Origin of the sequence: Streptomyces sp. LUP47B, assembly GCF_001746295.1 — a bacterium.
Classification (GTDB): Bacteria; Actinomycetota; Actinomycetes; order Streptomycetales; family Streptomycetaceae; genus Streptomyces.
This window is the reverse complement of the sequence record NZ_MJAH01000007.1, coordinates 218,055-229,159: the sequence shown is the minus strand read 5'-3', so window position 1 is coordinate 229,159 and position 11,105 is coordinate 218,055. Positions and strand designations below refer to the sequence as shown.

11 protein-coding genes are annotated in these 11,105 nt (G+C 69.7%); 8 read left to right on the top strand and 3 right to left on the bottom strand.

The window, feature by feature from the left end:
• Positions 1-75: 75 nt before the first annotated feature.
• Together BFN33_RS23405 and BFN33_RS23400 are read right to left on the bottom strand one after the other, a co-directional pair.
• Positions 76-636, bottom strand: coding sequence for a DUF5134 domain-containing protein (locus BFN33_RS23405; protein WP_069762071.1), 561 nt, complete (start codon positions 634-636; stop codon positions 76-78).
• 72 nt (positions 637-708) lie between these two features.
• The gene (locus BFN33_RS23400; protein WP_069762070.1) at positions 709-1,152 is read right to left on the bottom strand and encodes a cupin domain-containing protein; all 444 of its coding nucleotides are present in this window, start codon (positions 1,150-1,152) and stop codon (positions 709-711) included.
• A 222-nt stretch (positions 1,153-1,374) separates the two neighbouring features.
• Here BFN33_RS23400 and BFN33_RS23395 point away from each other — a divergent pair, with 222 nt between their 5' ends.
• The 8 genes from BFN33_RS23395 to BFN33_RS53240 all read left to right on the top strand — a co-directional run bounded on the left by BFN33_RS23395 (position 1,375) and on the right by BFN33_RS53240 (position 10,165).
• Positions 1,375-2,115: an SDR family oxidoreductase gene (locus BFN33_RS23395; RefSeq protein WP_069762069.1), complete on the top strand. Its 741-nt coding sequence runs from the start codon at positions 1,375-1,377 to the stop codon at positions 2,113-2,115.
• Positions 2,116-2,166: 51 nt separating this feature from the next.
• Positions 2,167-4,818: a pyruvate dehydrogenase (acetyl-transferring), homodimeric type gene (aceE, locus tag BFN33_RS23390; RefSeq protein ID WP_069762068.1), complete on the top strand. Its 2,652-nt coding sequence runs from the start codon at positions 2,167-2,169 to the stop codon at positions 4,816-4,818.
• Complete coding sequence (locus BFN33_RS23385; RefSeq protein WP_256122845.1) at positions 4,815-5,582, top strand: methyltransferase; 768 nt, start codon at positions 4,815-4,817, stop codon at positions 5,580-5,582. The genes aceE and BFN33_RS23385 overlap by 4 nt, the downstream gene beginning before the upstream one ends.
• An 86-nt stretch (positions 5,583-5,668) precedes the next feature.
• Positions 5,669-6,619 (top strand): RNA polymerase sigma-70 factor, encoded by a 951-nt coding sequence (locus tag BFN33_RS23380; protein ID WP_256122844.1) that lies wholly within the window; start codon positions 5,669-5,671, stop codon positions 6,617-6,619.
• Between the two features lie 151 nt (positions 6,620-6,770).
• Positions 6,771-7,268 carry an Ohr family peroxiredoxin gene (locus tag BFN33_RS23375; RefSeq protein WP_069762066.1) on the top strand — a complete coding sequence of 166 codons (498 nt, stop codon included), beginning with the start codon at positions 6,771-6,773 and terminating at the stop codon, positions 7,266-7,268.
• Between the two features lie 106 nt (positions 7,269-7,374).
• Positions 7,375-9,075 (top strand): L-aspartate oxidase, encoded by a 1,701-nt coding sequence (locus tag BFN33_RS23370; protein ID WP_069762268.1) that lies wholly within the window; start codon positions 7,375-7,377, stop codon positions 9,073-9,075.
• Between the two features lie 73 nt (positions 9,076-9,148).
• A complete protein-coding gene (locus BFN33_RS23365) occupies positions 9,149-9,895 on the top strand; it encodes an SDR family oxidoreductase (RefSeq protein WP_069762065.1) in 747 nt (248 codons plus the stop codon).
• Between the two features lie 96 nt (positions 9,896-9,991).
• Positions 9,992-10,165 (top strand): hypothetical protein, encoded by a 174-nt coding sequence (locus tag BFN33_RS53240; RefSeq protein WP_176742454.1) that lies wholly within the window; start codon positions 9,992-9,994, stop codon positions 10,163-10,165.
• 135 nt (positions 10,166-10,300) lie between these two features.
• Here BFN33_RS53240 and BFN33_RS23360 read toward each other — a convergent pair whose 3' ends face one another.
• Complete coding sequence (locus BFN33_RS23360; RefSeq protein ID WP_069762064.1) at positions 10,301-10,969, bottom strand: sigma-70 family RNA polymerase sigma factor; 669 nt, start codon at positions 10,967-10,969, stop codon at positions 10,301-10,303.
• Positions 10,970-11,105: the final 136 nt, after the last annotated feature.

Below are 11,105 nucleotides of genomic sequence, written 5' to 3'. Positions count from 1 at the left end.
CCCATCAGGACCGGGCTGCCACAAGATGTATGACACCGTTGGTCACCGACATCGCGCACATCCCGGAGCCCGGTGTCAGTGGTGGCTGAGCAGCATGACGGCCGTGCCCAGGGCCGTCGATCCCTGCCAGAAGCGGTCGCAGGGACCACCGAGGTCGGTGGACATGCCCGCGCTGCCCGGAGTTCCGAGCAGCGCCGGCATGTCCCGGGTCAGCGACCGCAGAGCGTAGGCCAGCAGACAGAGCGTCAGTACGCCGGTGACCATCTCGCCGGTGTGAGCGTCCGTGACGCCGCCGTGCCGCACCGGCATCCATGCCATGGCGAGCATGCCGACCGCGTGGGGCGACCTGTGTACGAGGCCGGACAATCTGGGGCCACGGAGGCCGAGGACCGCGGTCAACGGGAACCACAATGCCGCGGCGGCGAAGAAGAAGGCCGTCCGTCCCGGTGGCGGCCCATCGTCGATCAGGTGCCACGGCATCACAGCCATGGCCGACGCCATGACGGTGTGCAGGAGACTGTCGCCTCGGCCGCGCCATCCGGAGCCCCGTGTCAGCACGGCCTGCCGCAACGTGTAAACGGCCGCGGCCGCGAACAGCGCTGTCAGCATGCCGCGCACGGCATCAGCGGCGCCCATGCCTCACCAGGCCCTCCCACGGAGCGGACGGGTCCCTGCGTAACCGCCTTGTACGGGGCGGGCAGAGCACGGTCAGTCGGTGGGCCGTGGGGCGCGGAGGTGGGCCCGCTGGGCCAGTTCCTCCTTCTCGACCAGTTGCACCATGGGCTTGCCCGGCGCGCACAGCATGGTCACGACGAACCGGGTGCGCGCGTCGGACAGCGCGTTGCCGTCCTGGTAGTGGATCGCGTCGCCACCCGGTTCCCAGAACGTCCCGCCCGCCTCGATCACACGCTCCGGCTCACCCTCGAGTTCGAAGCGGACGGCGCCCTCGAGGACGTAGCCGAACGCCGGTCCCGGGTGGCGGTGCGGCGGGGTTCCCGGGTCCCCGGGCTCCCACTCGACGAAGATGGTCATCCCTGACGCGCCTTCCGCGACCGTGAGCGGATCGGTGTCCTGCAGCATCGTCGCCGCCGTCTTCCATCCTTCCGACTCGGTCCGCGCTCCGGTCTCCTGCGCTGAGTCCTTGTCCGACATGTGTCAGCCTCCCTTGGATCCGCCTGGGTTCACCGGGCCATGGCTGCCATGGCCTTCTCCAGTGATGACCGGGCTCCGGACGGATCTGTGACACTCACGGCCACACCGGTGTCACAACATTGGTTTGAGTCCTGTCCTAGATGTTGTGAGGGACCGACATCACCGCCGCCTCACGAAGGCATCAGCGGGGTCACCGACCCCTCGACGGAAAGGGGCCCGGGAATGCGAGTCGTTGTAGCAGGAGCCACCGGTCTGATCGGTTCCAGGACGGTCGCCAGGCTTCGGGACCACGGCGTGGAGGTCGTGCGCCTGTCTCGCGGTGAGGGCGTCGACGTCACGACCGGCAAGGGCCTCGACGAGGCCATGCGCGGCGCCGATGTGGTGGTGGACGTCACCGACACGCCCTCCCGCGGGGAGCTGGAGAGCCTGGAGTTCTTCGGCACGGCGACCCACAACCTGCTGGAGGCCGCGGCGAAGGCGGGCGCCGGACATCACGTGATCCTTTCCATCGTGGGGGCCGAACAGCTGCGGGCGGGTTACTTCCGAGCCAAGGCGCTGCAGGAGGAGCAGGTGCGGCGCTCGCCGATGCCCTACTCCATCGTGCGAGCCACGCCGTTCTTCGAGTCGGTGGAGTACATGTCGCGCGCGGCGACGTACGGAGACGTCGTCCATGTCGCGCCCGTCCTGATCCGTCCCGTGTCGACGGACGACGTCGCCGCCGCGGTCGCTGATGTCGCGGTGGGCGCACCGCTGTTCGGCGTCCTGGAGGTCGCCGGTCCGGAGGAGCACCGCCTCGACGACCTCACCGCGAAGCTGCTGGCCGCGCGCGGCTACCTGCGGAACGTGGTCTCCGACGCCCACACCCCGTTCTTCGGGGCGGTGCTCGGACAGCGGGCGCTGCTGCCCGGGACCGACGCCCACTTGGGGCACGAAACCTTCTCCGAGTGGATCGCGCGGCGATGACGTCGTCGGCACCCACCGTCTCCCCACACCACGCGCTGACAGGAAACTGCAATGAGTGAGCTCGACCAACTACCCGACCAGGACACCGAGGAGACCGCCGAATGGCAGGCCTCTCTCGACGCGGTCGTGCGGAACGCGGGGCCGGAGCGGGCCGAGTATCTGCTGCGACGGGTGCACGAGTTCGCGGACCGGTCCGGTGTGTCCCTGCCCGCCCTCCTGACCTCCGACTACATCAACACGATCCCGGCGTCGGCGCAGCCGGCCTTTCCCGGTGACCTCGCCATGGAGTCCAGGATCACCGCCCTGAACCGGTGGAACGCGGCGGCGATGGTGACCCGCGGCTCCCGCTTCGGGCTCGGCGGCCACATCTCCACCTACGCTTCGGCGGCCTGGCTGTACGAGGTCGGGTTCCACCACTTCTTCCAGGGCAAGGACGGGGCCGGGTCGGGCGATCAGCTGTACTTCCAGGGGCATGCCTCGCCCGGCATCTACGCCCGCGTGTTTCTCGAAGGGCGCCTGAGCGAGGCGCAGTTGGACGGTTTCCGGCGGGAGGTCGACGGCCATGGACTGCCGTCCTATCCGCACCCACGACGGCTGCCGTGGCTGTGGGAGTTCCCGACCGTGTCCATGGGCCTCGGTCCGCTCGCCGCCGTGTACCAGGCCCGGTTCAACCGCTACCTGCACGCCCGGGGCATCAAGGACACCTCCGCGTCGCGCGTGTGGGCCTTCATCGGGGACGGCGAGACGGACGAGCCGGAATCGACGGCTGCGCTGGCGCTCGCCGCCCGTGAACGTCTCGACAACCTCACCTTCGTCGTGAACTGCAACCTGCAGCGTCTGGACGGGCCCGTGCGGCCGAATTCCAAGATCGTGCAGGAGCTCGAGGCCAGGTTCCGCGGTGCGGGCTGGAACGTGGTCAAGTCCCTCTGGGGTGAGGCCTGGGACCCCGTCCTGAGACAGGACACCACAGGCGCTCTGGTCCACCGCCTCGGCGAGGTGCCCGACGCCCAGCTGCAGACGTACGCCGCCCGGGATGCCACGTACATCCGCGAACACTTCTTCACGGGCGAGGCGCTCTCCGGTCTCGCCGCCGGGCTGAGCGACAGCCGGCTGACCGAGCTGTTCGAGAACTCCCGTGGCGGGCACGAACCGCTCAAGGTCTACGCCGCCTACCGGGCCGCCGTCGAGCACCGGGGCGCGCCGACGGTCGTTCTGGCCCAGACGGTGAAGGGGCACACGCTCGGCTCGGCCTTCGAGTCGCGCAACGCCAACCACCAGATGAAGAAGCTGACCATGGCGCAGTTCCGCGAGATGCGTGACCTGCTCGAACTCCCCATTCCCGACAGCGCGTTGAGCGGCGATCTGGTGCCGTACTGGCACCCGGGGGAGAACTCGGAAGAGGTGCGGTACCTGCGTGAGCGGCGGGCGGCGCTGGGCGGCCCGGCCCCGGTGCGCAGGGTGGTGGCCAAGCCGCTGAAGCAGCCGCCGGCCCGCCCCTTCGAAGCCCTGGAGAAGGGTTTCGGCCATCAGGAGGTGGCCACCACCATGGCCCTGGTCCGTCTGGTCAAGGACCTGATGCGCGACCAGGAGACGGGACCGCGCTGGGTGCCGATCATCCCGGACGAGGCCCGCACGTTCGGCATGGAGTCCCTGTTCCCGACGGCCGGGATCTACTCGGCGGACGGCCAGACCTATGAACCGGTGGACGCGGACCAGCTGCTCTACTACCGGGAGGCCAGGAACGGCCAGTTGATCGACGAAGGCATCACCGAAGCCGGTTCCATGGCCGAGTTCACCGCCGCGGCGACCTCGTACGCCACCCACGGCGAGCCCATGATCCCGTTCTACATCTTCTACGCCATGTTCGGTTTCCAGCGCACCGGCGACCAGTTCTGGGCGCTCGCCGACCAGATGGGGCGCGGGTTCGTCATCGGCGCGACGGCGGGCCGTACGACCATGACGGGGGAGGGGCTCCAACACGCCGACGGGCACTCTCACTTGCTGGCCTCCACGAACCCCGCCGCCGTGTCCTACGACCCGGCGTTCGCGTACGAGATCGCGGTGATCGTGCGGGAGGGGCTGCGCCGTATGTACGGTGACCGGCCCGAGGACGTCTTCTACTACCTGACGGTCTACAACGAACCCAAGGAACAGCCGGCGATGCCCGCCGGGCCCGGCGTCGAAGAGGGCATCGTGCGGGGCATCTACCTGTTCCGGCAGGCCGAGCCCGCCGGAACAGCGCCACGGATCCAGTTGCTGGCCTCCGGTACGGCCATCCACTGGGCGCTGAACGCCCAGGAGTTGCTGCTGTCCCAGTGGGGCGTCCACGCCGACGTCTGGTCGGTGACCTCCTGGACGGAACTGCGCCGCGACGCGCTGGACGCCGACCGCGCGCTGCTGCGGGGCGAGGAGCGCGTCCCCTATGTGACGTCGGCGCTGGCGGACGCGCCCGGACCGGTGCTGGCGGTCAGCGACTGGATGCGGCAGGTGCCCGACCAGATCAGCCAGTGGGTCGGTCACGACTACTCGTCGCTGGGCACGGACGGGTTCGGGCTGTCGGACACCCGGGACGCCGTGCGGCGCTACTTCCGCGTGGACGCCGAGTCGATCGTCGTCGCCGCCCTGGACCGGCTGGCGCGCGCGGGCGCGGTCGGCTCGGAGGCGGTCGGGCAGGCACGCGAGCGGTACGGATGGCGCGGGTGACCGTCGTGAAGCCGTCGTCGGCCGGTGCTCCCGGACGGGAGCGGTGGGACGCCTATGCGGTCAGTGCGGAGTTCTACGACGTTCTGCAGGCGGAGCGGGACGAGGTCCGGGTGCGCTCGCTCTACCGGGACGACATCCGCAGGGCCCGGGTGGGTGTGCTGGACGTCGGCGCGGGCACCGGGCGTGTCACGCTGATGAGCCTCCTGGAGTCGCAGGTCCCCGTGCACGCGGTGGAGCCCGCCCGGTCCATGCGCACCCCGCTGATGACGCGTCTTGCGTCCCTGGGCGCGGAGCTCACGGCGCGGGTGACCGTGCACCCGCACGCGCTCGACGAGGCGGGGCTGCACGGGGTCGCGGACGTGGCCGTGTGCCACAACACCGTGGCCTGTCTGCACCCGGCGTCGCGCCGGGCACTGTGGCCGGCCGTCGCCGAGGCGCTCGTGCCCACCGGGGTGCTGCTCGTCCAGCTCCCACCGGCTCGCCTGCCCTCTCACCGGACCACCCATCTGCTGCCGGCCCGGACGGTCGGCCGGCATGAGTACGGGGGCCGCATGGTGACCTCGGCCGACGAGGACCGGATCCGGGCACGCTTCGACTACTGGGTGCGCGGGGACGGACGGGTGCTGCGCCGGCACGACGAGACGTTCTGGATGTGGCCGGCCTCCCGTGCGGAGATGATCGCGGAACTGAAGGAGGAAGGTTTCACCGCGCTACCCGAACGACCGGACCCGTCCGTACTGGCCGTACGACTGGCACGACCATGACCTGCTCCCGCCCGTCCTGACCCACCCGCCCCGCCGTACCATGGGCAAGCGCTTGCGCGAACGGGTCGGAACTGAAGGCGGGACGCATGGGTACGAGGGACGGCGCGGACTCCCTGGACGGCACATACCCCCTCGGCGGTATGGACTCCCTCGACGAGGCGACGAGGGTGTTCATGGCGGTGCGGCCCCAGCTCTTCGGCATCGCCTACCGGGTGCTCGGCAGCAGCGCGGAGGCCGAGGACATACTTCAGGAGGCGTGGCTGCGCTGGCAGCACACCGACCGTGGCGCGGTCCGCGAGCCGAAGGCGTTCCTCACCACCGTCACCGCCCGGCTGGCGATCAACCTCGCCCAGTCCGCCAGGGTGCGGCGTGAGTCGTACACCGGTCCCTGGCTGCCCGAGCCGATCGACACGCGCGCCGATCCGCAGTTGGGTGCCGAGCGGGCCGAGGCGCTCGACCTGGCGGTCCTCTTCCTCCTGGAGAAACTGAACCCCGTGGAACGGGCCGCCTATGTGCTGCGGGAAGCCTTCGACTACCCCTACCAGCAGATCGCGGACATGCTGGAGACCAGCGAGACCAACACGCGCCAACTGGTGAGCCGCGCGCGCAAGCGCATCTCCTCGGAGCGTCGCAAGCCGGTCGACGCCACCGAGCACCGACGGCTGATGGAGGTGTTCCTCACCGCGGCACAGACCGGCGACCTGGCCGTGCTGGAGGACATCCTCACCGAGGACGTGGTCAGCTACACCGACGGGAACGGGCTGCGCGGGGCAACCCGGATTCCGGTCGTCGGCGTGGAACACGTCTCCAGGTACCTCGCCGCCTTCGCCCCGCGCTTCTGGCCGGACAAGGAGATCGACTGGGTCGAGGCCAACGGCGGGCCGGCCGCCCTCGTCTCGACCGGCGGGACGCCCGTGGCACTGCTGACCCTCGACATCTCCGAGCGCGGCATCGAGCAGGCCATGTGGGTCATGAATCCGGAGAAACTGGCACGTTACGTGGCCTCTCAGGACGGCGACACCACGTTCTCCTCCTGAACGAGGCCGCGCGCGTCACAAGGGCGGGTGCTCGCCGGTCTTCCAGTCATCCGGCCGTCCGGTATCCGGGGACGCCACGACGCAAAGGTGCGTTGACGATGACTTGCAGCCCAGTTGGTTCGGCACGTCGCAGTACCGCGGGAGTGACGCGGTGACCGAGCCGATCCAGCCACCCGACCTGTCCACCGAGAAGGACTTCGACGGGGACTCCTTCGCTCCCCTCTACACCACGACGGTGACCGTGACCGGCGGGACGGCGGCCCACGGGAGAGCCTCGGGCAAGGCACGCTCGGACGACGGAATCCTCGACCTCGACCTGCGCCTGCCCGCCGAATTGGGCGGAGACGGCCGGGGAACCAATCCCGAGCAGTTGTTCGCCGCCGGTTTCGCGGCCTGCTTCCACGGCGCGCTGAGCCTGGTCGCACGACAGGCCGCGCTCGACCCCGCCCCGATATCCGTCGAGGCGACCGTGGCGTTCGGCCGCAGTCCGCAGGACGGCGGATACGTCCTGCACATCGACCTGGTCGTCAGCTGGCCGGGCGTCACCCCCGAGGTCGCCACCCCGCTCCTGCAGCGGGCCGACGCATTGTGCCCCTACGCGAGGATGGCCTGGCACGGCACGCCGACCACCATCACGCTGGCCTCCTGAAGCCGCAGCCGTGGTGTCACAGATCGCGGGACTGCCCGGTCGTACTGGGTGAAGACCCCAGCGAACGGAGTGGACCGTGGCTGTCACCGAACAACGTCTTGCCACCATGGTGCTGGTGATCGGCACCGGAGGTGCCGGCCTGCGCGCGGCGATCGAACTGGCCGAGGCCGGCATCGACGTCGTCGCCGTCGGCAAGCGCCCCAAGGACGACGCCCATACGGCACTCGCGGCCGGCGGCATCAACGCCGCGCTGGCCACCATGGACCCCGAGGACAGCTGGCAGCAGCACGCCGCCGACACCCTCAAGGAGAGCTACCTCCTCGCCGATCCCCGCACCGTGGAGATCGTCACCCAGGGCGCCGCCCGGGGCATCGAGGACCTGGAGCGCTACGGCATGGCCTTCGCCCGGGAGGAGGACGGCCGGATCTCGCAGCGCTTCTTCGGTGCGCACAAGTTCCGCAGGACCGCCTTCGCCGGCGACTACACCGGCCTGGAGATCCAGCGCACGCTGATCAGGCGCGCAGAGCAGCTCGACATCCCGGTGCTGGAAGGGGTGTACATCACCCGGTTGCTGGTGCACGAGGGGGCCGTGTTCGGGGCGTACGGCTTCGACCTCACCAGCGGCAGGCGCTACCTGATCCACGCCGACGCCGTGATCCTCGCGGCGGGCGGCCATACCCGTATCTGGCGGCGCACCTCCTCCCGGCGCGACGAGAACACGGGGGACTCGTTCCGCCTGGCCGTGGAGGCCGGGGCCAGGCTGCGCGACGCCGAGCTGGTGCAGTTCCACCCCTCTGGCATCATCGAACCGGAGAACGCCGCAGGCACCCTGGTCAGCGAGGCCGCACGCGGCGAGGGCGGCATCCTGCGCAATGCGCTCGGGGAACGCTTCATGGCCCGCTACGACCCCGAGCGCATGGAGCTGTCCACCCGCGACCGCGTGGCCCTGGCCGCGTACACGGAGATCAAGGAAGGCCGGGGCACGCCCAAGGGGGGTGTGTGGCTCGACGTCTCGCACCTGCCCCGGCAGACGATCATGACGCGGCTGCCCCGCGTGTACCAGACCCTGCTGGACCTGCAGATGCTCGACATCACCCGCGACCCCATCGAGATCGCGCCCACCGCGCACTACTCGATGGGCGGGGTGTGGGTACGCCCGGAGGACCACAGCACGGACGTACGAGGCCTGTACGCCATCGGCGAGGCGTCGAGCGGGCTGCACGGCGCCAACCGCCTGGGCGGCAACAGCCTCATCGAGCTGCTGGTGTTCGGCCGCCTCACCGGTCAGGCGGCCGCGGCGTACTCGAAGTCCCTGGCGGCGCAGCCGCGGTCGGCGTCGGCCGAGGCCGAGGCCCGCGCGGAGATCGACGAACTGCTCGCGGCGGACGGACCTGAGAACGTCCGCGCCCTGCAACGCGCCATCCGCGACACCATGACCGAGCACGCCGGAGTCGTACGCGACGAGGACGGCCTGCGCGCCGGGCTGGTGGACCTCGCGGTGATCGAGAAGAGGATGCAGGACGTCGGCATCCACCCGGACATCGCCGGCTACCAGGACCTCGCGCACGCCTTCGACCTCAAGTCCGCCGCACTGGCGGCCCGGGCCACCCTCGAATCGGCGCTGGAGCGCCGGGAGACGCGTGGCTGTCACAACCGCAGCGACTACCCCGGCCTGGATTCCGCCCTGCAGGTGAATCTCGTGTGGTCCCCGACGACGGGCGTCACCCGCGAGAGCATTCCTGCCCTCCCCGACGAGATTTCCGCCCTGATGGAGGACGTCTCGACCACGGGCAAACTCGTCGAATAGAAGGTGTCACAAACAGATCCGGTGCCCGGTCTCTACTGATAGAGGCATCAAAAAACTCGAAAGGAATTCCGTTATGAAGGTCGTAGTGATCGGTGGAACCGGGCTCATCGGCTCGAAGGTGGTCGCCGGGCTCAGCGAGCACGGGCACGAGGCGGTAGCGGCGTCGCCCAACACCGGCGTCAACACGCTGACAGGTGAGGGCCTTGCCGAGGTCCTGCAGGGTGCGTCGGTGGTGGTCGACGTGTCGAACTCACCCTCGTTCGAGGACGAGGCCGTCATGGAGTTCTTCCGCACGTCGACGACCAATCTGCTCAAGGCGGAGACCCAGGCCGGCGTGGCGCATCACGTGGCGCTGTCCGTGGTCGGCACCGACCGCCTCCAGGGCAGCGGGTACTTCCGGGCCAAGCTGGTCCAGGAAGACCTGATCAAGACGTCCGGCAACCCGTACTCCATCGTCCACGCCACCCAGTTCTTCGAGTTCGCCAAGGGACTCGCCGACGGGGTCACCGAGGGTGACACCGTGCACCTGCCCGACGCCAGGATCCAGCCCATCGTCTCCGACGACGTGGCCGCGGCCGTCGCCCGCACCGCGGTCGGCGCGCCGGTGGGCGGCGTGGTGGAGGTCGCCGGTCCCGAGGCGTTCCAGCTGGAGGAGTTCATCCGCATGGGACTGACCGCCCTGAACGACCCCCGCAAGATCGTCACGGATCCGCAGGCGACGTACTGGGGCGCCCCGCTGCTGGAGAACACGCTCCTGCCCGGCCCGGACGCGCACATCGCGGAGACCCGGTTCGCCGACTGGCTCGCACGGCAGAAGTGAATTCTCGCGGTGGCCCTCACCGAAAGGAGAGGGCCACCGTCTTCATTCCGCCAGGAAATGGCTCGCGCTGCGCAAACGCAAAGTCATGGAGACACGATGTCCCTGATCGATGAGGACCGCGTCGACCTCACTACCGCATTCGAGTCGCTGACCGCCGAAGCCGCCGCGCTTAGTAGCCGGGTCACGGAACTGCGCCAGGAACTCGCGGACCTCGGCGAGCGCATGAACGTCATTTCAACCGCACTGAACCGGCATGCACCCTGCAGCTGAGCCCCTCGGCCGGGCCGTGGCCGCCTTCTGAGTGCCGTTGCGGCAGGACGCTCCGACGCGCGGGGTACCGAGGACGACTCCGATGACCTCGGCGTGCGCCCGCCTGGCCAGACCCGCTGACAGCGGCCGCAGCGGTCACCGCCGACCGTCCGCATCGGTCGACAGCACCCTTTCCAGGTGCCCGAGGTCCCCGGTCTGGGCCGCCGCGAAGAACGCCTGAACAAGACGCCGGTGCGCCACGGAGTCGACCTGCTCCCTGCGGCGGTCCCCGTTGAGGCGCCGCTGGGCGCGTGCAACCTGCTGCCTCGTGTTGACGACGCTGAGATGCAGGATCTCGGCGATCCGGTCGTACGGGCAGCCGAAACCCTCCCGCAGCACGTATGCGGCGCGTTGCCTCGGAGTCAGGGTCTCCATCAGCAGGAGAACCGCTCGCTCGACGGCGTCCTGTCGCTCGGCCACCTCTTCGGGGCCCGCGTGGTGGTCCACCCGTTCCGGGAGCGAGGGGCTGTCACAGGACTCCCGGCGCTTCCAGGCGGACTGGACGACGTTGATGGCCAGCCGGACAGTGGTCGTCCTGAGCAGTGCCGGCGGATTGGAGACGGCTGTGCGGTCGGCGTCCTGCCACCGCAGCCAGGTCTCCTGGACGACGTCCTCGGCTTCGTGAGTGTTGCCGATGATGCGCCGGGCGAGGGTGAGCAGCCCCGGCCTGGCCTGCACGAACACCCAGGTCGCGTCGTCCAGTGCGATGACGGACGTACCCGTCGTCTTCCAGCTCTGTCCGGTCTCGGTCGGATGTGTGTCCATGTCCGGCTCCTGTGCTCCGTGGGTCAGCGGCTCGAAGAGCAACCGGCACCAATGTCGCGCCCGAGGGCAGCCCGGGGCGCCCATGGAAGGCCGTAGGGGAGTGCGTGGTCGTGCCGTGGGAGGTGCGTGGCCGGCC

Excerpts from the sequence above, each read along its gene's own strand:
- BFN33_RS23405 (WP_069762071.1), bottom strand. The coding sequence starts at position 636 with ATGGGCGCCGCTGATGCCGTGCGCGGCATGCTGACAGCGCTGTTCGCG.
- BFN33_RS23400 (WP_069762070.1), bottom strand. The coding sequence starts at position 1,152 with ATGTCGGACAAGGACTCAGCGCAGGAGACCGGAGCGCGGACCGAGTCG.
- BFN33_RS23395 (WP_069762069.1), top strand. The coding sequence starts at position 1,375 with ATGCGAGTCGTTGTAGCAGGAGCCACCGGTCTGATCGGTTCCAGGACG.
- aceE (WP_069762068.1), top strand. The coding sequence starts at position 2,167 with ATGAGTGAGCTCGACCAACTACCCGACCAGGACACCGAGGAGACCGCC.
- BFN33_RS23380 (WP_256122844.1), top strand. The coding sequence starts at position 5,669 with ATGGGTACGAGGGACGGCGCGGACTCCCTGGACGGCACATACCCCCTC.
- BFN33_RS23370 (WP_069762268.1), top strand. The coding sequence starts at position 7,375 with ATGGTGCTGGTGATCGGCACCGGAGGTGCCGGCCTGCGCGCGGCGATC.
- BFN33_RS23365 (WP_069762065.1), top strand. The coding sequence starts at position 9,149 with ATGAAGGTCGTAGTGATCGGTGGAACCGGGCTCATCGGCTCGAAGGTG.
- BFN33_RS53240 (WP_176742454.1), top strand. The coding sequence starts at position 9,992 with ATGTCCCTGATCGATGAGGACCGCGTCGACCTCACTACCGCATTCGAG.
- BFN33_RS23360 (WP_069762064.1), bottom strand. The coding sequence starts at position 10,969 with ATGGACACACATCCGACCGAGACCGGACAGAGCTGGAAGACGACGGGT.